This is a genomic window from Rummeliibacillus pycnus, assembly GCF_002884495.1.
GTDB classification, from domain to species: domain Bacteria; phylum Bacillota; class Bacilli; order Bacillales_A; family Planococcaceae; genus Rummeliibacillus; species Rummeliibacillus pycnus.
In genome coordinates this window covers 300,977-326,609 of sequence record NZ_KZ614145.1, presented here as the reverse complement: position 1 = coordinate 326,609, position 25,633 = coordinate 300,977, and the positions used below count along the sequence as shown (strand labels likewise).

At 35.8% G+C, this 25,633-nt stretch carries 17 protein-coding genes, 1 other RNA gene and 1 other annotated feature; of the genes, 2 read left to right on the top strand and 16 right to left on the bottom strand.

From position 1 onward, the window contains the following. Positions 1-9: 9 nt before the first annotated feature. The 8 genes from ptsP to hisS form a co-directional block, all read right to left on the bottom strand. Entirely contained in the window at positions 10-1,728 is a 1,719-nt protein-coding gene (gene ptsP, locus CEF14_RS01615; protein ID WP_102691227.1) for a phosphoenolpyruvate--protein phosphotransferase, read from the bottom strand. After that, complete coding sequence (locus tag CEF14_RS01610) at positions 1,722-1,991, bottom strand: phosphocarrier protein HPr (protein ID WP_102691226.1); 270 nt, start codon at positions 1,989-1,991, stop codon at positions 1,722-1,724. The genes ptsP and CEF14_RS01610 overlap by 7 nt, the downstream gene beginning before the upstream one ends. Before the next feature lie 49 nt (positions 1,992-2,040). Continuing rightward, positions 2,041-2,763 carry a GntR family transcriptional regulator gene (locus CEF14_RS01605; RefSeq protein ID WP_102691225.1) on the bottom strand — a complete coding sequence of 241 codons (723 nt, stop codon included), beginning with the start codon at positions 2,761-2,763 and terminating at the stop codon, positions 2,041-2,043. 24 nt (positions 2,764-2,787) lie between these two features. After that, positions 2,788-3,945: an N-acetylglucosamine-6-phosphate deacetylase gene (nagA, locus tag CEF14_RS01600; protein ID WP_245890023.1), complete on the bottom strand. Its 1,158-nt coding sequence runs from the start codon at positions 3,943-3,945 to the stop codon at positions 2,788-2,790. 81 nt (positions 3,946-4,026) lie between these two features. Next, positions 4,027-5,964 (bottom strand): N-acetylglucosamine-specific PTS transporter subunit IIBC, encoded by a 1,938-nt coding sequence (gene nagE, locus CEF14_RS01595; protein WP_102691224.1) that lies wholly within the window; start codon positions 5,962-5,964, stop codon positions 4,027-4,029. A 419-nt stretch (positions 5,965-6,383) separates the two neighbouring features. Next, positions 6,384-6,569: non-coding RNA, 6S RNA (gene ssrS, locus CEF14_RS01590), on the bottom strand. Between the two features lie 168 nt (positions 6,570-6,737). Beyond that, entirely contained in the window at positions 6,738-8,516 is a 1,779-nt protein-coding gene (gene aspS / locus CEF14_RS01585; protein WP_102691223.1) for an aspartate--tRNA ligase, read from the bottom strand. A gap of 15 nt (positions 8,517-8,531) precedes the next feature. After that, positions 8,532-9,806, bottom strand: coding sequence for a histidine--tRNA ligase (gene hisS / locus CEF14_RS01580; RefSeq protein WP_102691222.1), 1,275 nt, complete (start codon positions 9,804-9,806; stop codon positions 8,532-8,534). 82 nt (positions 9,807-9,888) lie between these two features. Beyond that, positions 9,889-10,128: a binding site (T-box leader), on the bottom strand. Between the two features lie 115 nt (positions 10,129-10,243). Between hisS and CEF14_RS01575 the strand changes: the two genes are divergently transcribed. After that, a complete protein-coding gene (locus tag CEF14_RS01575; RefSeq protein ID WP_170061400.1) occupies positions 10,244-12,076 on the top strand; it encodes an SH3 domain-containing protein in 1,833 nt (610 codons plus the stop codon). 211 nt (positions 12,077-12,287) lie between these two features. Here CEF14_RS01575 and dtd read toward each other — a convergent pair whose 3' ends face one another. From dtd to CEF14_RS01540, 7 genes are all read right to left on the bottom strand, one after another. Beyond that, positions 12,288-12,728, bottom strand: a complete 441-nt coding sequence (gene dtd, locus CEF14_RS01570; protein ID WP_102691220.1) for a D-aminoacyl-tRNA deacylase — start codon at positions 12,726-12,728, stop codon at positions 12,288-12,290. Between the two features lie 15 nt (positions 12,729-12,743). Next, positions 12,744-14,939: a RelA/SpoT family protein gene (locus CEF14_RS01565; protein ID WP_102691219.1), complete on the bottom strand. Its 2,196-nt coding sequence runs from the start codon at positions 14,937-14,939 to the stop codon at positions 12,744-12,746. A gap of 293 nt (positions 14,940-15,232) precedes the next feature. Then, positions 15,233-15,745 carry an adenine phosphoribosyltransferase gene (locus CEF14_RS01560; protein ID WP_102691218.1) on the bottom strand — a complete coding sequence of 171 codons (513 nt, stop codon included), beginning with the start codon at positions 15,743-15,745 and terminating at the stop codon, positions 15,233-15,235. A 2-nt stretch (positions 15,746-15,747) separates the two neighbouring features. After that, positions 15,748-18,093 carry a single-stranded-DNA-specific exonuclease RecJ gene (gene recJ, locus CEF14_RS01555; protein WP_102691217.1) on the bottom strand — a complete coding sequence of 782 codons (2,346 nt, stop codon included), beginning with the start codon at positions 18,091-18,093 and terminating at the stop codon, positions 15,748-15,750. A 209-nt stretch (positions 18,094-18,302) separates the two neighbouring features. Next, entirely contained in the window at positions 18,303-20,225 is a 1,923-nt protein-coding gene (locus tag CEF14_RS01550; RefSeq protein WP_170061399.1) for a S8 family serine peptidase, read from the bottom strand. A 242-nt stretch (positions 20,226-20,467) separates the two neighbouring features. Further along, positions 20,468-22,738, bottom strand: a complete 2,271-nt coding sequence (secDF, locus tag CEF14_RS01545) for a protein translocase subunit SecDF (RefSeq protein ID WP_102691215.1) — start codon at positions 22,736-22,738, stop codon at positions 20,468-20,470. Between the two features lie 298 nt (positions 22,739-23,036). Then, positions 23,037-23,360, bottom strand: coding sequence for a post-transcriptional regulator (locus tag CEF14_RS01540; RefSeq protein WP_102691214.1), 324 nt, complete (start codon positions 23,358-23,360; stop codon positions 23,037-23,039). An 84-nt stretch (positions 23,361-23,444) separates the two neighbouring features. On the opposite strand from CEF14_RS01540, the gene CEF14_RS01535 reads away from it, so the two are divergent. After that, the gene (locus tag CEF14_RS01535; protein WP_102691213.1) at positions 23,445-24,962 is read left to right on the top strand and encodes a putative polysaccharide biosynthesis protein; all 1,518 of its coding nucleotides are present in this window, start codon (positions 23,445-23,447) and stop codon (positions 24,960-24,962) included. On the opposite strand, the gene CEF14_RS01530 is transcribed toward CEF14_RS01535, so the two are convergent. Continuing rightward, positions 24,957-25,589 carry a DUF421 domain-containing protein gene (locus tag CEF14_RS01530; RefSeq protein WP_102691212.1) on the bottom strand — a complete coding sequence of 211 codons (633 nt, stop codon included), beginning with the start codon at positions 25,587-25,589 and terminating at the stop codon, positions 24,957-24,959. The two genes, CEF14_RS01535 and CEF14_RS01530, sit on opposite strands and share 6 nt — an antisense overlap. Positions 25,590-25,633 lie beyond the last annotated feature (44 nt).

The window sequence follows — 25,633 nt, the reverse complement described above, 5'->3', positions numbered from 1 at the left end:
CCTTTTTCCTTAGTTGTTTTTCAACAAGAATTTCTTCACATATTGTGAAACCTCATCGGCTGTTGTAAGTTTGAAAATTTCATCTAAATGAGGACCTAACTGCTCTTTATTAATTTCTGCAATCTGTGCTCGAGTATGTAAAATAGACGATGCACTCATTGAAAATTCATCTAATCCCAGAGCTAGTAAAATTGGAATTGCCATTTCATCCCCTGCCATTTCTCCGCACATTCCTACCCACTTACCTTTTTTATGAGCACCATCGATGACCGTTTTTATAAGTCTTAAAATGGCTGGATGATAAGGTTGATATAGATAAGAAACTTTTTCATTCATACGATCAGCCGCCAGCGTATATTGAATTAAATCATTTGTTCCAATCGATAAGAAATCTGCTTCTTCTGCAAATAGGTCTGCAATCATAGCAGCTGATGGAATTTCAACCATCATTCCAATTTCAATGGTATCACTAACCTTTATACGATTCTTTACCAAATTTCGGCGCTCTTCTTCAAGTAATGCTTTTGCTTGTCTGAATTCTTCTAGCGTTGCAATCATTGGAAACATTATCTTCAAATTGCCATAAACGCTTGCACGAAGTAATGCACGTAATTGGACACGGAATAGTTCGTGATGATCTAGGCATAAGCGAATAGCACGAAATCCCAAAAAGGGATTCAACTCTTTGCCTAACTTTAGGTATGTCAACTCTTTATCTCCACCAATATCTAATGTGCGTACTATAGTTGGTTTTCCATTCATTGTTTCTAGAACATATTTGTATGCATGAAATTGTTCTTCTTCTGTTGGCAATGTTTCACGATCCATATATAAAAACTCCGTACGAAAAAGACCTATTCCATCTGCTCCAGTAGAAAGAGCCGCTTCAACATCTGCCGGTTTACCGATGTTAACTGACATTTCAACATGATGTCCATCTGCACTTACACTTGGTCTATCTTTAAAAGATTCTAGTTTTTTCCGTTTCTTATTATTAGCTTGTTGAGCTAATTGATAAGTAGCTATATCTTCGACGGATGCATTTACAATTACAACTCCTTTAGCACCATCTACTATAATGGAAGTACCATGTATAATTTCCTTTGTGGCTATTTTTGTGCCTACAACAGCTGGTATTTCCATTGTTCGGGCTAAAATAACAGAGTGTGATGTACGTCCTCCTATATCCGTTACAAAACCTTTTACAAACTTCTTATCCAATTGCATGGTCATAGATGGCGTTAAATCTTCTGCAACAATGATGACATCCTCATCCAATTGACGATAATCGGGAATCGTAACGTTTAAGAGTTTAGCCATTATTCGATTCGTTACATCCCGAATATCAGCTACTCTTTCTTTCATATAGTCGTTTTCCATTCCTTCAAACATTTTGATAAACATAGTAGAAACTTCATCAAGCGCATATTCTGCATTTACACCTTCAGCAATCCGATTCTCAATCATCCGTAACATCTCTGGATCTTCTAAAACAAAGAGGTGTGCTTGGAAAATAGTAGCTTTTTCATCACCTAATTTCAATTTTGCTTTATTGTGAATTTCTTCAAGTTCAGTCTTTGCTTTCAAGACAGCCTGATGAAAACGTATTTTTTCATGATTGACATCTTGTATTTCAATCTTCTTAAAAGATAACTCCGGTTCACTCAAACAATATGCCTTAGCAATTGCAATTCCGTTCGAAACAGGAATTCCTTTTAACTCTAGCATTCCAAGCCAATTCCTTCTGTTGTCATTACCGTTGCAACTTTCTCTAAAAGTTTTTCTGCATCTGCTCCGTCTGAAGATATTGTAATTGTAGAACCTGATGGAACGCCAAGAGACATAACACCCATAATTGATTTTAAGTTTACTGTTCTTCCATTATAAGAGAGTTGGACTTCTGAAGTATAAGGAATAACTGCTTGAACGAGCAGTGTAGAAGGTCTTGCATGTAGTCCTTCCGTTGTAGTTATGGTAAATTGTTTTTTCATTCAAAACGCCTCCAATTCAATTTAACGTTACTTAGAACTTTTTAGGATTTCATCTTCTTATCTCAGTTATAAATTTATAACGATCTGCACGATATGCACTGCGGACCACTTCAAATGGTTGGCCATTTGATAAGAAACTCATTCTTTTTATTAGTAGAACTACAGCTGAAGTATCCAAATTTAAATACTTTGCATCCTCTTTTGTCACAATAGAAGCTTCTAGTTGCTGGATAGCATTACCAATTTCTAAACCATACTGATTTTCCACAAGATTATATAATGAGCCTTGGAGTTGTTTTTCTATTAAGTTTGGAAAAAGTTTAACAGGGATATACATTCGTTCAATAGCCATTGGTTTCTGATCAGCATTTCTTATTCGAGCAATAGAAAAAACTTCATCGCCGTCTTTAAGATTGAGATCCTCTCGAATATCGAAAGTAGGAACTTGTTTCTTAAACGCAATAATATGGCTACTTGGCTCCATTCCTCTAGCAAGCATATCTTCTGTAAAACTTGTCAGTCCATTTAATGGCTGCTCGAATTTAGGTATCGCTACAAACGTTCCCCTCCCCTTCTCCCTATATAACAATCCGCTATTAACAAGTTGAGTAATGGATTGTCTTACCGTCATTCGGCTTACATGAAATGTTTCAGCAAGCTCTCTTTCAGAAGGAATGGTTGAACCTATAGTGTATTCACCATGTACAATTTTCTCTTTCAATAATTCCACTATCTGTATATAAACTGGCACATGTGAACTTTTGTTAACCAAATCATTCAACACCTTTAGTTAAAATTATACTTTTGCTGAATAAATCACTTTTCCATTTTTAATTGTTTTTTGTATCGTTAAATCATTATTTAAAAGTATTAAATCCGCATCATACTTTTCTTTCACTTTTCCTTTTTTGGATAGATTTAATTGTTTAGCAGCATTGGTAGAAGACATTGCTACTAACTCTTGTAAAGTACAGTTTGTTGCTTTTTTCATATTACGTATTGCAGCATCCATCGTTAATACACTTCCTGCTAATGCTCCATTCGGAAGATGTGCTCCATTTTTGGTTACAACTACTAGCTGTCCACCTAACTCATAATCTCCATACGGTACGCCTTTAGCACGCATTGCATCTGTGATGAGAATAATGTCTTTAGCCCCCTTCATCTGATACGCTAGACGCACTGCTTGTGGATGGGAATGAACAAAATCTACAATCATTTCAGCTTTAATCTGTGGTAACAATAACGTTCCACCAACTACACCTGGTTCACGGTGATGGAAGGGTCTCATTTGATTATATAAATGTGTTCCCTGCCTGACACCGAATGATATGGCCTTTTTCATTTCATGAAATGTTGCGTCCGAGTGTCCAATTGATACAATAACGCCTTGTTTCGCAAGTGTTTTGACAAATTCAAAACCATCTTCCACTTCGGGAGCTACTGTTATTTCTTTAATACGATTGCCACTTATTTGTTGCCAATGTTCAAATAATGCAATAGTTGGTGGAATTATATGTTGAATTGGCTGTGCACCCGCACACTTTTTTGAAATGAAGGGTCCTTCTAGATGGATACCTATCATATCTGCCTCGTTTTCATCACTTTTGAAAACAGCTAAATTACGGAGTGCTGCTTCAATTTCCTTGGAAGATTGCGTCATTGTAGTAGCTAAATAACTTGTTGTTCCTTCTTCCACTAATGATCTCCCTATTGTATGAAGAGCTTCTGGAGTTGCATCCATTGTATCTTTTCCTGCCGAACCGTGTATGTGCATATCAATAAAACCTGGAAAGAGGTATAGATTTGAGCCATCAATTGTTTCATCAGCTATAAGATTTGACTGATTCCCTATCTTTCTTATTTCTCCATCCACAATATAGACATCTACATTTTCTTGAATATCATCGTTGTTAACAACTGTTACATTTTCAATAAGCATTGATCGTGTCAATTAAAACATCTCCTAATGCTAAGCCAGGTGTTCCCCTGGCTTAGCATTCTTTAGCTTCACTTAATTATTAATGTCTCAATATTACTTGAAATGTATGATATTAGTTGTTCCACTTCTTTGATAACCTGTTTTTTCTAAAACAACGGTTTGATCATGAGAATTTGTAAAAATAACAGGTGTTACAATTGAAGGTGAATTTGCTTTTACATAATTCAAATCAACTTTGAGCAAAGGATCTCCACGCTTAATCAGCTGATCATGCGCTACGAGCAATTCAAAACCTTCGCCGTCTAGTTTTACAGTATCCAAACCAACATGAATCAACACTTCAATTCCAGTATCAGTAACTAAGCCAATTGCATGTTTAGTAGGGAAAATCATCATTACTTTCCCATCAATTGGTGATTTAATCGTATTGTCTTTTGGTATAATGCCAAATCCTGGTCCCATCACTCCTGATGCAAACGCTTGGTCAGGAACTTCAGCTAACGGAATAATCTCACCCGTTACAGGCATCTCAAAATCCTCTACATGAAATGTTGTATCCAAATCAACCTTTTTCTCAAATCCTTCTACCGTGAAATTTGTTTTAGGTATAGGATTTCCATTTGCAAGACGTCTCTTCATGGCTTCTGCTAAGAATTCTACAGATGTACCAATAATTACTTGTACATTTGTTTTGTTGATGCGTATTGTTCCACGAGCCCCGTATTTTTTTAGCTCTTTTTCGTTTATTTGATCTGCGTCTTTTACCGTTAAACGAAGACGAGTTGTACAGTATTCGATTTGTTGAATATTATCTTTTCCACCTAATCCTTCAATTGTATGATAAGCTTTAGTATCAAGTACTTCATCTTCCGTTCCCTTTATATCTTGTGTGTCCTCCTCATCATCTTCACGCCCAGGTGTTTTTAAATCTAACTTGATAATGAGGAAATAGAAGATGACAAAGTAGATGACAGCAAACACTAAGCCCTGAAGGATTAATAATAATGGTTTTTGAGCAATACCAAAGTTTAATAAATAATCAATTAGCCCCGCTGAGAATCCAAAACCATCATGGATTCCTAAGGTAGCAGCAACCATTAATGAAACCCCTGTTAACACAGCATGAATGACATATAAAATAGGAGATAAGAACATAAATGTAAACTCTATTGGCTCTGTTACCCCTGTGAGGAATGCTGTTAAAGCAATTGATACAAACATACCACCTACTACAGCTCGCTTTTCTTTCTTTGCTGCAAAGTACATTGCTAAACATGCTGCTGGTAAACCGAACATCATGATTGGAAAGAATCCTGCTTGGAATAAACCTGCTGTCGGATCACCCGCTAAGAAACGAGGAATATCCCCTTTAACAATTTCACCTGCTGCATTTTTAAATTCACCAAAATCCAGCCATACAATCGTATTTATGACATGGTGTAAACCTACAGGAATTAACAAACGGTTAAAGAATCCATAAGCACCTACACCTAATGCTCCAGCACCAAGCATCCAATTACCTGTTCCATCAATCAGATCTTGAACAGGCCCCCATACATAAGCAAGAACACCAGAAAGAATTGCCATTGTTATGGATGTTATAATTGGAACAAATCGCCTTCCTCCAAAGAAAGCTAACCATTCAGGAAATTTAACATTATAAAATTTATTGTATAAGGTACCTGCTACGATACCTGCAATAATGCCACCGAAAACGCCCATATTTAAATCTGCATTTATTTTTGCTAATACACCTGTTAACACTAAGTGTGCAACCGCTCCTGATAGTGCAGCACCACCACTATTATCAAATGCAAACCCCATCGCAATACCAATCGCAAAAATAAGTGGTAAGTTATCTAATATCGCACCGCCTGATGCGGCCATTATCTTCGCAATTATCTGTATGAATTTCACTTGAAAACTACCAAGCATATCATCAGAACCTAAACGAACAAGCAATGCTGCTGCAGGCAATGTAGCGATTGGAAACATCAAGGACTTACCGATTTTTTGCAAAAATCCTAACAAATCTTCACTCTCCTTTGTTTTTAAATCTTCTGGTATAGTTGTCTATACCAATTACAAAGTGACTTAGATTCCAAGACTTTTTAGGAAAATTTATAAGAGTGATTTTATCCTTTCCTCCTTTAAAAGTGATTGTGAAAACGTCCAAATACTCATTAGCATTACGATTACTTGTACTCTATGTTTCTGTTTCGTCTCTTATTCTTTATGACCATGTAATTCCAGAGTGTTCCTTTATTTCATATTATTACAGGTAGGTGATGGTCAGGAATGATTGTAACTGACCGCTCTCCTGCTCTAATTTGCTTGCATTTCTAAATGGCTCCTCAAAGGACAACTCAATAAAATACGTAAAAACTAAAGAAGCATACAAAAAAACCTCTGACTCTATAAGAATCAAAGGTTATTAGTCTCTTAATAGAACAAATCCCAATTGTGCCGTTGATTTTTTTTCCAATCGCTTTGAACCCGCTCTCTTGCAGGTGGGTGTTGTATTTGAAACTTTAAAGGTCCCATGACGGGCATGTTTGCCATTTCAAAATGCCAACTCCCAACGATACTATGTTCGGTCAAAACTGATTAAGTTTCATCGAACACATCAGGATTTGTTGTTGAATTAATCTTAACATGAATGTTCTGAAAAATCAAAATTAACTGAATGAAATTTTAAGAAAAATTTACAAAATGAGCAAACCCTTTACCAATTCATACTGGTAAAGGGTTTGTGAAGCGTGAAGAACATTTGACCGACAAAGCTAAACGAGCGTCCTTTGCTTTTAGTCTTCGTCAGCTATTGTTTTAACACGGATGTGTAAGTCATCTAATTGTGCAGTTGCTACTTCAGATGGAGCTTCGGTTAATAAGCAGCTAGCTGATGCTGTTTTAGGGAATGCGATTGTATCACGTAAGTTGTCACGACCTGCTAGTAGCATGATGAAACGGTCAAGACCAAATGCTAAACCACCATGTGGAGGAACACCATATTCAAAGGCATCCATTAAGAAACCAAATTGTTCTTGTGCTTGTTCTTGTGTGAAACCAAGTACTTTGAACATTTTCTCTTGTAAGTCTTTCTCGTAAATACGTAGTGATCCACCACCAAGTTCGTAACCGTTAAGCACGATATCGTAAGCTTGTGCTCGAACTTCTCCAGGAGCTGTTTCCATTTTATCCAAATCTTCATCGAATGGACGAGTGAATGGATGGTGAGCTGCTGTGTAGCGACCTTCTTCTTCTGAGTATTCAAGTAATGGCCAATCAGTAATCCATAAGAATGCGAATTGTGATTCGTCGATTAAGCCTAGTTCTTTACCTAATTTTTTACGAAGTGCGCCAAGAGCATCCGCAACAACAGATTTTTTATCTGCAACGAATACTAATGTATCGCCTGGTTCTGCTTTCATCCGTTCAACTAATTTTTGACCATATTCATCTTGGAAGAATTTACCGATAGGGCCAGTAAGACCTTCTTCAGTGACTTTAATCCACGCAAGACCTTTTGCACCATAACGACCAACAAATTTTGTTAATTCGTCTAAATCTTTACGAGAGTATTGATCATTTGCACCTTTGATGTTAAGACCTTTTACTTGGTTACCAGCTTCAACAGTTTGTGCAAATACTTTGAAGTTACATCCAGCAACTACGTCTGTAAGTTCAATTAGTTCTAAACCAAAACGAACATCTGGTTTATCTGATCCATAGCGTGCCATTGCTTCATCATATTTCATACGTTGGAATGGACGTGGAACATCAATACCTTTGATTTCTTTCATTACTTTTTGGATTAAACGTTCGTTAATATCAAGAATTTCTTCTTGTGTTAAGAAGCTCATTTCCATATCGATTTGTGTAAATTCTGGTTGACGATCCGCACGTAAGTCTTCATCACGGAAACAACGAGCGATTTGGAAATACTTTTCAAAACCAGATACCATCAATAATTGTTTAAATAATTGTGGTGATTGTGGTAGTGCATAAAATTCACCTTCGTGTACACGTGATGGTACAAGATAGTCACGAGCACCTTCTGGAGTTGATTTTGTTAGGATTGGTGTTTCAACTTCAAGGAATCCTTCATCTTGTAAGAAGTTACGAATGATTTTAGTTACATCTGAACGTAATTTGAATGTATTGTACATTACAGGGCGACGTAAGTCTAAGTAACGGTATTTTAAACGTAAATCTTCATTTACTTGGATACGGTCCTCAATTTGGAATGGTGGTGTTTTAGCTTTATTGATTAATGTAACTTTATCAACGTAAACTTCGATTTCACCAGTTTCTAAATTCGGGTTGACCATTTCAGGTGTACGAGGACGCACTTCACCTTCAACTTCGATCACATATTCGCTACGGAATGTATCCGCTAAATCTAATGCTTCTTGAGAGTTTTCTGGTGTGAACACAACTTGTGTTAAACCAGTTCGGTCACGTAAATCAATGAAGATTAATCCACCGAAGTCACGACGATATTGTACCCAACCTTTTAATACGACGCGCTCGCCAACGTTTTTAGCGCGCAAAACTCCACATTCATGTGTACGTGTTGCCATGTATAATTCCTCCAATTATTGTTCTTTCTGTTTTGTTAAGTAATTTACTAGATTATGGAATGGAACCATTTCTTGATTCCCTGTTGCCATGTTTTTCACAGTTGCTTGTTGTTCAGCTAATTCTGTTTCGCCAAGTACTATTACCCAAGTAGCTTTTTGACGATCAGCAGATTTCATTTGTGCTTTCATTTTGCGGTTTGAATAATCAATTTCAGTCGAAATACCTTTTGCACGGAAAGAGCTTGCTAATTCTACAGCTTTTAGTTTAGCTTCATCGTCCATTGCAACAATGTACATATCCAATTGATTTTCTGTATCTAATTCTTTTCCTTCGGCTTCTAAAGCTAGCAGTAAACGTTCGATACTCATCGCAAAACCAATACCTGGTGATTCAGGGCCACCGATTTCTTCTACAAGGCCGTTGTAGCGGCCGCCACCACATAAAGTTGTAATAGCACCTAATCCTTCAGCAGTACTCATAATTTCAAACGTAGTGTGGTTGTAGTAATCTAAACCACGCACAAGATTTGGATCTACTTCGTACGAAATACCAAGTACATCTAAATATTTTTTTACTTGTTCGAAATAACGAGCAGACTCCTCATTTAGGTAATCTGTTAAAGCAGGAGCTGTTGCCATTAAAGGATGATCACGATCCACTTTACAATCTAAAATTCGAAGCGGATTTTTTTCAAGACGTGATTGGCAGTCTGAGCAAAACTCGTGAATATGTGGTTCAAAGTGCATCACCAATGCTTCACGATGTTTTGCTCGAACTTCATGATCACCAAGTGAATTAATCACTAGTTTTACATCTTTTAATCCAGCTGCTTCATAAACATTCATGGCAAGAGCAATCACTTCTGCATCGATTGCTGGATCTTTACTTCCAATCGCTTCAACACCAAATTGAACAAATTGGCGGTAGCGACCTGCTTGTTGGCGTTCATAGCGGAACATTGGTCCAATATATGACAATTTTACAGGTTGGTCTGGTTGGCCGAACATTTTGTGTTCAACATATGATCGTACAACTGCAGCTGTACCTTCTGGACGAAGAGTAAGCGAACGATCACCACGATCTTTAAATGTGTACATTTCCTTTTGCACGATATCAGTTGTATCACCTACACCACGTTGGAATAACTCAGTGGATTCAAAAATAGGTGTACGAATTTCTGGGTAACGGTATACTTGACATAGATGACGGATAATTTCCTCCACCTTTTGCCATTTTTCTGTTTGCCCCGGTAGAATATCTTGTGTGCCTCTAGGTACTTTAAAACTCATACACAGTTCTCCTTTCTATCATAAACGGCTTCAACAAAAGCTTCCCGTTTCCAATAAAAAAAGCTCTCGCCCCTTGCATATTGCAAGGGACGAGAGCTATATTAGCTTCCGCGGTTCCACCCTAGTTGATTTAGCCTTTTTCTTACTAAATCCTCTCAAATCGGATAACGGCCGATTCCGTTTTCCCCTACTAAATTGCTCGTTCGAAGAAAAACCTCTCAAGTGTTTTTCACTAATCGGTACAATAGAAAAGATTTCAGCCACGTCTTTTCCTCTCTTAAAAGTACTTACTGATTGTTACTTTCTTGGTCATAGGCATTTATTAATTCTACAGATTACTACATATCATATCATTTCCAAGAAATATGTCAACTATTTAAAAAAACTTATAGTTTTTTATAGACTTTCAATTTACAATGGAAGAAAGGAGGAAAATTATGAATACAAAAAGACTACATATAACGACTATTGTCTCAATTTGTCTGATTTTAGTTATCTCAATGTTCGGAGTCATACCACAAGCAAATGCAGCAACAACTAACTTGAAAGTAACTGCAAATACGCTAAATCTTAGAAGTGCTCCAAATACCAGTTCAAAAGTCCTTTTAACTCTTAAAAAGAATGCAACTGTCTCAAAACTTAAAAAAAGCGGTAATTGGTATCAAGTGAAGTATAAAAGCACAAAGGGTTGGGCATCAGCTAAATATTTAAAAGCGATCAAAACAACCGTTTCAACTGCTTCTACTACTTCAAAAATTGTAACTTCTAAAACGGATAATTTGAATATCCGCCAATCTAACTCCGCAAACTCTAAGTCTCTTGGAAAATTAAACAAAGGAAAGACAGCTACATATATCCAACAAAAGAATGGTTGGATCAACATTAAAACATCAAGCATTACAGGTTGGGTAAACGCTAGTTATGTGACAGTTTCAAACAACAAAACAACAGTCGCATCAAAGCCTGTTATTACCAAAGCGAAAGAAAATTTATACTTTATCGTAACCGCAAACTCACTATCTGTCCGTTCAGAGCCTACATCCAACTCCAAAAAATTGGATTATGTTTATAAAAACGAATCTTTATTAGTGTCACGTACAGCAAGTAATGGCTGGATCGAAATCACTTATAAAACTGGTAAAAAAGGCTGGGTATCTGGAAAATACGGTACACAAAAAGTGAAACAACCAACAACTAGTTCTATTACAGTAGTCGTACCTGACAAAACAACTTACTATTATGTAACAGAGCCTACTGGATTAACAATACGCGACAATTATAGTACAAGTGCTCAATCACTTGGACAAGAAGTGCCGTTCGAATCGAAAGTACAAATTCTAAAACAAGCAAGTAATGGCTGGATTTATGTCAATTACAATGATGTTGAAGGGTGGATTAATGGTAGTACGTATTATGGATTTGCTTCAACTGCCAATATCTCATTTACAGCAAGTACCCCTGCCAAAACACAATATTTTGTGATGAAATCAAGTACTTTAAATGTTCGTTCATTACCAACAACTGCGGCACCATCACTTGGGAAAGTATCAAAAGGAAATTATTTCAAAGTGTTACGTGTTTCAAATAACAATTGGGTAGAAGTACAGTATTCTTCAAAACAAAAAGGTTGGATTTCAGCTAATACATCTTATAGTAGAATTACTACAAAAAAACCTACAACTACTGTTTCAGATAGTGTAAAAGGATCTCTAGAGGGTATTAAAATTATTATTGATGCAGGTCATGGTAAACAAGACAATGGTGCATCTGGGAATGGCGTAATAGAAAAAACACTAAACTTAAAAGCAGCAAAAGCCATTCAATCAGCAATTGAAAAGGTTAATGGAACTGTATATATGACACGGACAACTGATAATCAATTTTTAACATTGGATGAACGTGCTGCATATGCAAAACAAAAAGGTGCAAATGCCTTTATTAGTGTACATCATAACTCTGGTCCTTCTTCTGCTAGTGGCTACGAAAGTTATTATTCAACTTCTAACAGAGTAAGTAGTGCAAAATTTGCAGAAGCCATTCATCAAGGAATCAAGGATGCTATTCAAGAAGAATATCCAAGCTATAGTGACCGTAAATTGAAAAAAGTTGATTATTATGTTGTACGATACAATTCTGTTGTATCTGTATTATTAGAACTTGGATTTGTTACGAATTCTTCCGATGCAAAATTGATAAACAGTGATCACTATCGAGAAACTGTTGCTGAAGGCGTTGTTAACGGACTTCTTGCATACTATGGTCGTGACTAACAAAACTATAAAACCAAAAGGTATCAAGAGAAAAGACTCTTGATACCTTTTGTGATTGTATATGAATTTTGGATTGATAAACATAGGATGGTACAATATAACTGTACCACTTATATTGTGTTATTTATCTATTCAATCGAGTAAACTCTCTATACAAAATCCCTTACCAACTAAGTCTACTTGTGATCTAGTTTGATAAGGGATTTTGATATTATTTGGATTCAATTGTTATTGTAACAGGTCCATCATTGATCAATTTTACATCCATCATTGCACCGAATACACCTGTTTCAACATGTAAACCAAGTGCGCATAGTGTGCTATTGAAATACTCCCATAATGGTAAGGCTTCTTCAGGGCGTGCTGCATCCGTAAAGCTTGGACGATTTCCTTTTTTCGTATCTGCATATAAAGTGAATTGAGAAACAGATAGAATCGCTCCACCCTGTTCTTTAATAGAATGATTCATTTTCCCCGCTTCATCTTCCCAAATACGCATTTTGGCAATCTTCTTGGCTAAATAATCTGCATCATCCTTTGTATCGCCATGTGTAATTCCGACAAGTAACACATAGCCTTTTTCTATCCTTCCAGTTACTTTTCCATCTACGGTAACAGATGCTTCCTTGCTCCGTTGTAAAACTACTCTCATGTTAAATCTCCTATCTTAGTGCATTACACGCTGTACAGAATATATATCAGGGATTTGTTTAACGCGATCTACCACTTTATATAAATGGTGAATATGACGTATTTGTAAGGTCAAATTAATCGTAGCAATTTTATCACGATCTGTACGAGCACTTATTCCGCTAATCGATGTTTTTGTTTCGGTAACAACTTGAATTACTTCATTTAACAAACCAACACGATCAAAACCTGATATTTCAATATCTACATCAAATAATTTTTGGACTTGCTCTAAGTTTTGTCCCCATTCAACTTCTATTAATCGTTCCTGATCTTCTGATGTTTGGATATTTGGACAATCTGCACGATGTACAGATACACCTCGACCTTTCGTGATAAATCCAACGATGTCATCTCCCGGTACAGGGTTACAACAGCGAGATAATCGGATTAATAGGTTTTCTAATCCTTTAACCACAACACCTGTTTCCGTTACTTTTTGCTTTGCAGGTGATTTCATCTCTTTGGTAATTTTCTCTATCACTTCTTCTTGAGAACGTTGTTTTCTGACACGTTCTGCAAGACGATTCACGACTTGTAATGCCGTCATACCATTAAAACCAACCGCAGCTACTAAGTCATCTTCATTGGCATAGTTTAATTTTTCACATACTCTTTTAAAGTTTTCAGGAGTTAAAATTTCTTTTGGATCGTAGCCTTGTTCTATGATTTCTTTTTCAATCATTTCACGGCCTTTGTTTACATTGTCTTCACGTAATTGTTTTTTAAAGAATTGCTTAATTTTATGTTTAGCTTGTGATGATTGTGCGATATTCAACCAGTCACGACTAGGTCCAAATGATTGTTTGGATGTCATAATTTCCACAATATCACCAGTTTTTAACGGTGTATCTAAAGGTACCATTTTGCCATTCAGCTTTGCGCCAATTGTTTTGTTACCAATTTCAGAGTGGACTCGATAAGCGAAATCAATTGGTACAGAACCTGCAGGCAACTCGATCACATCGCCCTTAGGTGAGAAAACATAAACCATATCAGAAAATAAGTCGAATTTCAAAGATTCCATAAATTCTTCTGCATTTGATGATTCATTTTGGAATTCTAAAATTTCTCGGAACCATGTTAATTTATTGTCAATATTCGACTTGTTATTATCTACACTTTTACCTTCCTTATATGCCCAATGAGCAGCAACCCCGAACTCTGCAATTTTATGCATATCCTTTGTACGAATTTGCACTTCTAATGGATCACCATATGGACCAATTACAGTTGTGTGAAGGGATTGATAAAGGTTTTGCTTCGGCATTGCAATATAATCCTTAAAACGTCCAGGCATCGGTTTCCAAAGTGTATGCACAATACCAAGTACCGCGTAGCAATCTTTAATACTATCTACTATTACACGAACAGCTAGCAAGTCGTAGATTTCATTGAATTGCTTGTTTTGTAAAACCATCTTGCGATAAATACTATAAATATGTTTTGGACGACCAGATAAATCTGCATTAATGTGAATATCATTTAATTGGCCATGAATTTCTTCCATTACTGATTTTAAATAATTTTCTCGTTCAACGCGTTTACGTTTCATCAAGTTAACAATTCGATAATATTGTTGTGGATTTAGATATCGTAATGCAGTATCTTCTAACTCCCACTTAATAGCTGACATTCCTAGTCGGTGTGCCAACGGAGCAAAAATTTCAAGTGTTTCTTTTGAAATACGACGTTGTTTTTCAACAGGTAAATGTTTAAGCGTTCTCATATTATGTAGTCTATCTGCTAATTTGATGAGAATAACGCGAATATCCTGCGCCATTGCTACGAACATTTTCCGATGATTTTCGGCCTGTTGCTCAGCTTTCGACTTATATTTAATCTTACCAAGCTTTGTTACACCATCTACGAGCATTGCAACTTCTTCACTAAATTGTTCTACAAGGTCCTCACGTGTAACAGGAGTGTCTTCTACTACATCGTGTAAGAAACCTGCTGCAACAGTCTCAGGGTCCATTTGGAGATCAGCTAAGATACCTGCTACTTGTACAGGATGTAATATATACGGCTCTCCTGAACTTCTAAACTGTTCTTTATGCGCGTCTTTTGCTAGTTCATATGCTTTTTTTACAAATGCGACGTGTTCGTCATTCATATATGATGTAAGAATTGCGAAAACTTCTTCTACTGTCATCACTTGATCTTTCGCCATGTTAGCCCACCCTATTTCATAATTTTCCCGATTAGGTATAAATTTAATTGTATAAAAAAAATAGCCTATTTGTAAAGGCTATTTTCCCCGAAAAATTCAACAATTCGACAATTCACACCAAAATTCCGTCTATCCACCCCTTAAAATTTGAATAATCTAGGATCAATAATCCCCACTTTCCAGGGGGTGGATCAATCTTTTGGTTGTCGTAGCTCAATAAATGCGTTTGCTTTCAATAAAACAAGCCCTCAAACTTTGTTATGAGGGCTTGTTATTCGTACTAGTTATCCGAACTAGTATTTCATCAAAGTGTATACATCATAGTCTTTTATTTTATCTCGGCCATGTAGTTCTTCAAGTTCGATTAAAAAGGCACATCCTACTACTTCTCCACCTAATTGTTCAACTAAACGAATTGCCGCTTCCACTGTTCCACCAGTCGCTAACAAGTCGTCGACGATTAAAACTTTTTGGCCTGGTTTTACTGCATCCTTGTGCATAGTTAATGTATCTTTACCATATTCAAGGCCGTAATCTGCAGTGATTACTTCACGTGGTAATTTTCCTGGTTTACGTACAGGAGCAAAGCCAATTTCAAGCGCATACGCTACGGGGCATCCTGTGATGAAACCGCGAGCTTCTGGTCCTACGATTAATTCAGCTCCAACTTTTTTTGCATATTCAACAATTTGGTCTGTTGCATATTTATATGCTTTGCCGTTATCCATAATTGTTGTGATATCTTTAAAAGAAATGCCTTCTTTAGGCCAATCCTCTACAATTGTCACATATTGTTTTAAATCCATTATTATTGTTCCTCCTCAGAAACTGCCTGACCATTTAAACGTAGGTCAAACCACTCTCTTAAATCCTTATATGGCGCATACAATAGGGTTTGTTCTAAATCCATTTGTTGCGATCGTTCTTGATAGATCTTCGCACTTGTTAAATCTTTTTTGGGCGGATTATCTACAATTTTCGCGAGTCCATTCTCTATTGTAACAAATCCAAGTTCAAAAAACACCTGTGTCATAAAAATAAGCATCTCACGGCTCCAACCTTTATGTTTTGCCAAATCGGTTAGGTGTTGGCGCAGATGGAAAGTTTGTCTTTTTCTCAAAAACGAATAATACCATACAAACTGTTCTCGAGTAGGCATTCCATCAAAATAGTGAGAATCTGGGATATAAAAATGTGCATAAATTCGATTCGGGTTTACTCTGTTTAATAGAGATTCTAACATTTGAACATTATGCGGCAAATCTAATATTACAACATATGAACAGCAATTTGCATTTGAAATATTTTCCGAGAATTCATGGATTTCATTCGGAATAAGAGATTCATAGTAGCTAATTGTGGCTTCTCGAAAAGCAATAAATGTTACTTCTTCAAGAGGAATCGTTTGCAACCAACGAGCGACTTGTCGAATTCCTCTTAAATCAAATAATTGCCATTCATCTGTTTTGACATCTTGTAGCATTAGTTGCGGCTTTTTACGCCCATTCCATTCATTGATTTGTAGGTCACCAGCAAATGATACCTTAATACCATATGTCAATTCATCAACTAAGTAGCCTTTGTGAAAACCTACTGCATCTAGTTCATGATTATTTGAAACAATTTGTAATTTGAGATGGTCTTCATTTGCACCGATTTTGCGCATCGATTGGATAGAAGCATCTTCAATAGCATAAGTAGGTTTCGCAAAACTTGTACCAAATGGAGCTAAAATACGAACCTCTTCAATTGCTTCAATATCAATTTCTTCTACTTTAAGCGGTATATCAACTTCAAGAACAGGTATTAAATCTTCCTCTGTCAAACATTCTCTAGCTTGTTGATCTAATCTAAACCGTAATTCATCAACATCTTCCATTGCTAGTGTCATCCCTGCAGCCATAGGATGACCGCCAAATGCTGGTAAAATCTCTCTGTTTTTAGAAAGTTCGTTGTACATATGGAATCCTTCAATACTACGTGCCGATCCTTTTGCAGTCCCTTTTTCTACATCTATTGAAAGAATTATTGTCGGACGATAGTATTTTTCGACAAGTCGTGATGCTACAATCCCTACTACTCCTGGATTCCATCCTTCTTCCGCAATGACCAATACTTGTGAATTGCCAATTTCATCATCGTTTTCAACCATAGCAATAGCTTGATTCGTTATCTCGGTTACAATTGCCTGGCGTTCTTTATTCTGTTCATTTAAATAATTTGCCATCAGAGTTGCTTCAGCTATATCTTGAGACATTAAAAAATCTACTCCTGGTGCCGCATCTCCAAGTCTTCCTAAAGCATTTAATCTTGGACCAAAGCTAAAGCCAATTGTATCTTCATTTATCTCTTGTTGATTTATACCAGATACTTTGCACAACGCTCTGATTGCAGGTCTTGTAGAGTTTTGTAATGCTTCAATTCCTGCTTTTACAAGATAACGGTTTTCGTCAAGTAATGGCACTAAGTCTGCAATCGTACCTATTGCAACGATTTCTAAAAGATGCTTAGGAAATTCGCCATACAATGCATGTGCTACTTTAAAGGCCACACCGACACCCGCTAATTCACCAAAAGGATAATGTCCCTCTGGGTGTCTTGGGTGAATAATCACATCTGCAGGGGGCAAAGTATTACCAGGCTCATGGTGATCTGTGACGATAACATCCATCCCTAAATCTTTGGCTATCTGTACTTCATGATTTCCTGCAATACCGTTATCAACGGTAATAATCAGTTGGTAACCTTCATCAAATGCTTGTCTAAAAAGTCGTTCACTTGGACCATAGCCATCTGTAAAACGATTTGGAATTAGATGAGATACATTTGCACCAAGATCTTGTAATACGGTTTTCATAACTGTTGTACTAGTAATACCATCGGCGTCATAATCACCATAAACTAAAATTTTTTCATTATTTTGTATAGCTTTATTTATCCGTTGAACAGCTTCCTTCATGCCATACAGTTGAAATGGATCATGGATAGCCTTTTCATCAATCATTAAAAAAGCACGAGCTGCTTCAACCGTCTTGAAACCGCGTGCTACTAAAATTTTGGCTGTAATGGATGAAATTTTGAGCCCATCCTGTAGTTCTTTAACAAGTTGTTCATCTGGGCGATTAATACGCCATCTTTTTTCAGTCGCTGTCATCTTTTCACTTCCTCATAAGTTTCATTATACAAAATATATGTGTGTCTTTAAAAGTAGAATACTAAGTTAATAGTATGTAAGTGAAAAGGATAGCTTCCAACAAATCATTAAACGTGATATACAAATTTCATTCAATCAATATCTAAATGTATTATTACGATTTCAATAGTAGAGGGCTGCTCCACTTATTGGACTGCCCCCTCACGAATCTATTTTACTGTAAATTTAATTGCAAAAGGTTTTGAAGTCGCTTTTCCTTTAGACGTTTTTACACCTTTATTGTCTATAAATATCACATAATTTCCTTTTGCTAAATTCTTGCTAGTTGATAATTTAATTGTTTTACCCTTTGAATCTTTCTTTAAAGTGAAGCCTGTTATTCTTTTACCTGCACTTAATACATAAACATTATTTGTAGTTAGCGTTGCGGGCTTGATTGCTGTTGCAAATGTTATAGTTGTTGATTTTTTCGTTTTCATGCTCGTTAAGTTTGTGGCTTTAATATAGCTCGATCTTGAAGTCGCTGAGATGGCAACAAGATTTATTTTTTTGTTATATTTCGAGATCATAGCTTTTTGTGATCCTGTCAATCCTGGATAAATTGAATATAGTGATGCAAATTGTGTATTGAATGCTATTTTTTTCTTGTTAGCTAAAAGACCTAACCAACTTCTTATTACGGATTGATGATTTTCTACATATTGTTCTTCTTCAGTAGGTTTGATTGTTTCAAAACTGATTTCCTTACCTTGAGTAGTGACATTATCTGCACTAACTGCTTCAACCAAAACTTTATATGAAGTTCCACCTTTTAAATTAGTTAGCGTATATTGTAAATTTGTCGTTGTAGCCACTAATTGATTATTTACATAAATATAATATTTTTGCGTTGGTACGACGGGATTTTCAGTTGGTGTATAAGATATGATTGCTGATGATTTTGTAATATCCTTAACAACAAGGTTTTGAACATCATCTGGCGTTTTTTGTTCATAGTTAACTAATCCATAACCATAGTAAGGATCTTTTCCTATACTCCCTAAGTCAATTGTGTAATTTCTTAATATTTTACGCAATTGGTCATTTGAATAATTTGGATATTGTTGTTTTAATAACGCTAAAAACCCTGTTACATGAGGTGCTGAAAATGAAGTTCCAGACTCTTGTGCAATGTTATTTTGTAAACCTAACGAATAGACATCACTTCCTGGCGCTGAAAATTCAACTTTGGAACCTGTATTAGAAAAATAGGAAATTTGATTATTTTGATCAACTGAAGATACTGCGATTACTTGATCATATTTTGCAGGATACTCTACATCTTTTCCTACCCCATCATTGCCCGCAGCAGCAACTAATGTAAGTCCTGCATTGTATGCTTTTTCAACCGCATTTTTAAGTATTGGATCATCAACAGGTGTACCGAGAGACATGTTCACAATATCGATATGATGCTCAATAGACCATTCGAGTGCTTTTAATAGGGATTCCATTGTAGCTCCATCTTTTGTAAAAACCTTTAGACTGAACAATGATACATTTGGTGCTATTCCAGCCAAATGATTACCGTTATATGATGTAATCCCTGCCGCTATAATCCCAGATACAAAAGTACCATGTCCATCTGTATCATAAGGTGTGCTTTCATCAATCCAAGTTCGTGGATCATCATCCACAAAAGAATACCTTTTGACATTTGGAAGTGCATTATTAATGGCTACTCCTGTATCAATAACTGCAACCTTTACATTTTCACCTGTTAATCCTGAAGACCATGCATTTTGGACATTAATGGATTGTAAATTCCAATCAGGAGTGATTGTAGCTAGTTGAGAACTCGTTGTATCCAAAGGCTCTATAAATTTCGGATTCTTTTCAACTACTTTAATATCTGGAAAACTTTTTAAGGCTGATATACTATCACTGGTGAAAGTTCCTTCTATTGTTTTAAGATTTTCATATGTATGTTCGATTTTAACAGCATGCTGCATAATCTGTTCTTTACCATCATTATTCTTATAGACAATCATTACATCATCGTATTGATTGCTAGTAGCATGAGCAAAAAAAGGAAAAGCGATTGATGCGATAAAAGTAGTACCTAGTGTAGTCATCCATTTCTTATAATTCATCATTCATTACTCCATTTTCTATAAATTAACACTTTACCACCAAATATTTCCTTACAACATCTACTATTATAGTTCTTATAACCTCCTGACCACCTCTTACCCAATACTTTTTTCGTTATTATTTTAGCATGATTTTTTGATATATTTGACACTTTTTTAGATTTCCTAGATAAAAAAATCCATTCTAAATGGTAATAACCAAATAGAATGGATTTTCATTTTTTCATGATAGAAGGAATATATTAAACTACAGGCTCGTCTGAACCCCATTGTTTTTTCTTCTTGCCTACATCTACATGACCTTTTTTCTTCATTTCACGTACTTTCAATACGTACCAAATTTGAGCAGCGATGTAGATTGAAGAATACATACCTGTGATTAAACCAATTAATAATGCAATTGAGAAGGTTGAAATTGAACTTGCACCGAAGATTAGTAATGCAACAACTACTACAATTACAGTCATTACGGTATTTACAGAACGTCCTAAAGTTTGACGGAGTGATTTATTGACAATGTGCGCTAAATCATCCGCATCTTTAATTTTCTTAACGCGATGTAAGTTTTCTCGAATACGGTCAAATGTAACAATTGTATCATTGATTGAATATCCGACGATTGTTAATACGGCTGCGATAAATGTAATATCCACTTCTATGCGGAAGAGACTGAAAATCGCTACCATAAAGAATACGTCATGTAATAAGGATACGATTGCACCAACACCCATGCGCCATTCAAAACGGAAGGCAACATAGATAATGATACCAAGAGCTGCATAGATCAACGCTTTAATGGCATTTTTAACAAGTTCTTTACCAATAGTTGGTGAAACTGTACTAATTGTTGGCGTTTGACCATATTCCTGATTAAATTCTGTTTTTATCTTCTTGATTTCATCTTTTGAAAAGTCTTCTTTATATCGGATGACTGCTCGATCATTGTTATTTCCTGAAATGACAATATCATCTGAATGGAAACCTATTTTATCAATATAGGATTCAACATTTTCTTTAGTTAACGCATGATTGGATGTTACTTCAACACGAGAACCACTTGAGAAGTCAATTCCAAGATTCAATTTGAAGATGCCCAGTACAATCATACCAGCAATAATTAGGACAGCCGATAGTGTAAAGAACTTATTACGAGTGTGTACAAAATCGAAACGATCAAAGTGAGTTGATAGATCAAGTGTATCAACACCTTCTTCAATTTTGTGAACACGAGATTTTTTCACACCAAATAATCCAACTTTTCCATCTAAGTAGCCACTGTTAACAAGTAATCCTAGCAGTACACGAGTACCCCATACAGCTGTTAAGAAGCTGACTAAGATTGAAATGATTAATGTTGTTGCAAAACCTTTTACAGAACTTTGGCCTAATACGAATAATACGCCGGCTGCCAGTAGTGTTGTAATGTTGGCATCAAAAATCGCCGTAAATGAAGATTTTGAGCCTGCTTTAAATGCTGCTTTCACAGATTTGCCTACTCGTAATTCTTCTTTTATACGCTCATACATAAGAATGTTGGCATCTACTGCCATCCCTATCCCGAGTACTAATGCGGCAATTCCCGGTAGAGTCAAGACAGCATGAATCCAGTCAAAGATTACTAACGTAATAAATGTAAAGATGGTTAATGTAATATCAGCTACTAAACCTGGTAAACGGTATACCAATAACATGAAGATGAAAATTAACGCAACACCAATAATGCTGGCAAATACTGTACTGTTCAATGCTTGGTCACCGAATTGTGCACCAACAGAAGTTGAGTACATTTCAGTTAATTTTGCAGGAAGTGCACCAGCATTTAAAATCCCTGCTAAATCTTTTGTTTCTTGAACTGTAAAGTTACCTGTGATTTGTACATCTTTGGAATTGATTGTTTGAGTAACTTGTGGGTTAGAAACAAATTTAGGGTCTTTTTTCAATACTTCTTTTTTGTAAGAATCTTTACCTTCGTTAAAGTCTAACCAAATAACTAATAGATTATTTGGCGCCCCCATTTTAGCAACTTTACCTGTTACACTTGCAAATTTATTTGGATCTTTTAGTGTAAGTGTAACCATTGGTCGACCTTGTTGGTCATAAGATGGTTTTGCTCCACCTTGTTGTAAGTCATTACCGTCTAATAACACTTTGTCATTAACATCACGGAATGTAAGGTTTGCTTGGTTTGATAGAACTTCACGTGCTGCGTCTTGGTTTTTTACACCTGCTAATTGAACACGGATACGATTTCCGCTTTCAATTTGAATACTTGGTTCACTTACACCAAGAACATTGACACGTCTACTAATGGCATCAGCTGTTGCTTTGACGTCACTATCAGTAATTTTCTGTCCGGCTTTTAACGGTTCAACTTGATAAAGAACTTCGAAGCCACCTTGTAAATCCAGGCCTAAGTTAATGCTACTTAGTACGCCTTTTACGGTCGTCCCCATGAGTGCGCCAATTACTACAACAATCATCAGGAACGCGACGATTCGGCTTTTTAATTTCATTAAAACTTCCTCCTCAAACAAATGCCGCGGTATTACTAAATGACAGGAGACGATTCTTAAATTTTGCTGTATGAGTTAGTAATATAGTTTTTCTGTCACTATTATGTAACGAAGTTTTGAACTAGTAAGAAAACTAATCTCAAAAACGAGCAGTAATCGTCTATTTGAAGCAGTAGAATTCTTTCTTTCCTTGTTTCATATTCTATTGATTCGATCTTGTCACTATAATTGCATAACACGTTTATTATGAAACAGGTTAGCCAAGCTGTCAAATCAATCCCATGTACTTTTTTACTATTTAGGAAAGAATTTTAGGTGAGTTTTGATTTCCTATTAACATTTTTAATTCATCATCATTAATAGGAGCAAACCAATTTGCGCTTTTTAGTTCTTCCACTTGTGTGAAAGTCATATACTGAGCAGCAGTTAATGAAAAAATATCGGAAATCACTTTATGTAAAACTAAATCGGATTCATTCAACTTTTTCCATTTTTTCATGATTAAAAAACGCCAAATATCATGTTCGGTAATACTTTTTAAACCTTCTATCTTAAAATCTGTTTTTTTAATTTTTAGGACAGGTAAAACTTTTGTAAATAATTGTTCATATTGTATTACCATCTTCACTCACGTCCTTTTCCATTTTTTTGAACGTACAAGTTTTAGAATAATCTGTAAATTGTATTTATAGAAAGAAGGGAACTTATGACTTCATTTTTCCATGGCACTTTTTTATTGATGGGAGCTGTGCTACTCTCTAAACTATTAGGCTTTTTATATCGAATGCAATTTATGCGGGTGGCTGGTGAAGAAGCTGTCGGCGTCTATATGACGGCTTACCCAGCATTTATATTCTTTTTATCGCTTGTTCAACTGGGTATACCAATCGCCGTTGCCAAAATAGTTGCTGAATTGGAAGCCAAAGGTAAACGCGTTGAAATCAGTAAAGTTATGCGTACATCTAGACTATTAAGCTATTTATCTATCCTAATTTTCTTTCCGTTATTACTACTATTCATCCCGTATTTAGCAGAAAATCTTTTACATGATAATAAAGTTAGGATGTTACTATATGTTTCACTTTTTAGTGTACCTTTATCAATAGCATCCGCATTATTAAAAGGTTTGTTCCAAGGTCTTGCCCGTATAGAAGAAACGGCTTGGTCGCAAACAATTGAACAAATTATAAGAATTGTATTAATTACATGGTTATTGCCTTATGGTGTGGTACAAGATTCCCCTACGACAACTGCTACATACGCTATGATCATTACAGGACTTGCAGAATTGGCTGCACTAGCCTATTTATATTGGAAATATTTAAATGCAAAACGTAAAGGGCTTATTTTATCATCAAAAGGATATGCATCTTCAAAGCCCATTTTAAGAATTGCTTTGCCTTCAACTGGTAGTAAATTATTTGGCTCATTTACTTGGTTTTTAGAGCCTATTGTATTTTTAAAAGCATTAACTTTAGCTGGGTTTACTGCGTCTGCTGCCACAAAACAATACGGGATTATATCCGGTGTTCATATACCATTACTATTATTTCCATCATTTATCCCATATGCATTAGCTGTAGTACTAATTCCAGCTGTAAGTGACGCCGTTGCGAGAGGTAGACAATCTCTATTAAGAGAGCGAGTTCATATTGCTCTTAGGTTATCTACTATTGTCGGTTGCTTCAGTGCCGTGTTCTTTTTTTTATACGGAGACGAGTTTGCAACCAAGCTTTTCCATTTATCCGAAGATAGGGGGTATATGAAATTATTAGCACCCATTTTCTTTTTTTACTATATTCAGAGTCCTTTAAACTCCATCCTTCAAGCGCTAGATGAAGCAAAAGCAGCCATGATGAATTCCGTATATGGTGGGATTGGTAAACTTTTGCTTATGCTTGCTCTCGCATCACAAACAAACATTGCTGAAACAGGGGCAGTTATTGCAATTGGCTTTGGTGTACTGATTACCTCTTTCTTGCATATTGCCACAATTCGTAAAAAGAAATATGTTGAAACAGGTTTTAAATTGTTTGTAATCCCTTACTGGGTTTGCATTTTAGTCATTGTCATACGACAATATATCCTACCGACATCTCAATTTAATTTGTGGATTAATGGCTCCATCACACTTGCTTTACTATTTGTTATTCTTATAATTGCTGATCAAATTCGTATAACAGATTTCCGTTATTTGACAAGAACATTGAGAAAACGCTTATGATCTTAGTTGGACATGAACTTTACCATCTTCAAAACAACAATAGAATATCTGATCTGTTTGTTGATAGCCAAGCTTAGCCAATTCTTCGAATAGCCATTGTTCGTCTTTTTCTATTAATTGAAGATGTTTTTTCTGGATATCACCATCAACTATTAATGGTAAAATTGGCGGTAAACTATCTTTCATAAAAATGGAGAGATTTCCCGATGGCTCTAAGAACGCATAAGCTACTTTTTGTATAGATCCAATCTTTTGCTCTCTAAGTTGTTGAAATAAGTCATCTAAATTGTATCTTTGTTTTCTCATCTCATCTTCGAGAAGTACACCATTACGAATAATTGTCGTTGGGTCCCCATCAATTTTATCACGCACAGCTTTACTTTTTAAAGAAATAAAGGAAATTGTTACTTGTATGATTAATAAGATAATCATCGGTAAAATGGATACAAATAAGTTACGGTCTGGTTCATCAACTGCAAATGATGCCACATCTGCAATTAAAACAAAAATAACAAGATCCATTACACTCAATTCGCCAACTTCTCGTTTCCCCATAAGTTTGAAGATAATTAAAATGACAAAATATAAGAAGATCATGCGAAAAGAAATAACTAATAATTCGTTCACATTACGACCCCTTTTTTCCTTATACTTTGTCTTTGCTATACAAT

Excerpts from the sequence above, each read along its gene's own strand:
- ptsP (WP_102691227.1), bottom strand. The coding sequence starts at position 1,728 with ATGCTAGAGTTAAAAGGAATTCCTGTTTCGAACGGAATTGCAATTGCT.
- CEF14_RS01610 (WP_102691226.1), bottom strand. The coding sequence starts at position 1,991 with ATGAAAAAACAATTTACCATAACTACAACGGAAGGACTACATGCAAGA.
- aspS (WP_102691223.1), bottom strand. The coding sequence starts at position 8,516 with ATGGCAACACGTACACATGAATGTGGAGTTTTGCGCGCTAAAAACGTT.
- hisS (WP_102691222.1), bottom strand. The coding sequence starts at position 9,806 with ATGAGTTTTAAAGTACCTAGAGGCACACAAGATATTCTACCGGGGCAA.
- CEF14_RS01575 (WP_170061400.1), top strand. The coding sequence starts at position 10,244 with ATGAATACAAAAAGACTACATATAACGACTATTGTCTCAATTTGTCTG.
- dtd (WP_102691220.1), bottom strand. The coding sequence starts at position 12,728 with ATGAGAGTAGTTTTACAACGGAGCAAGGAAGCATCTGTTACCGTAGAT.
- CEF14_RS01565 (WP_102691219.1), bottom strand. The coding sequence starts at position 14,939 with ATGGCGAAAGATCAAGTGATGACAGTAGAAGAAGTTTTCGCAATTCTT.
- CEF14_RS01560 (WP_102691218.1), bottom strand. The coding sequence starts at position 15,745 with ATGGATTTAAAACAATATGTGACAATTGTAGAGGATTGGCCTAAAGAA.
- recJ (WP_102691217.1), bottom strand. The coding sequence starts at position 18,093 with ATGACAGCGACTGAAAAAAGATGGCGTATTAATCGCCCAGATGAACAA.
- CEF14_RS01550 (WP_170061399.1), bottom strand. The coding sequence starts at position 20,225 with ATGAATTATAAGAAATGGATGACTACACTAGGTACTACTTTTATCGCA.
- secDF (WP_102691215.1), bottom strand. The coding sequence starts at position 22,738 with ATGAAATTAAAAAGCCGAATCGTCGCGTTCCTGATGATTGTTGTAGTA.
- CEF14_RS01540 (WP_102691214.1), bottom strand. The coding sequence starts at position 23,360 with ATGGTAATACAATATGAACAATTATTTACAAAAGTTTTACCTGTCCTA.
- CEF14_RS01535 (WP_102691213.1), top strand. The coding sequence starts at position 23,445 with ATGACTTCATTTTTCCATGGCACTTTTTTATTGATGGGAGCTGTGCTA.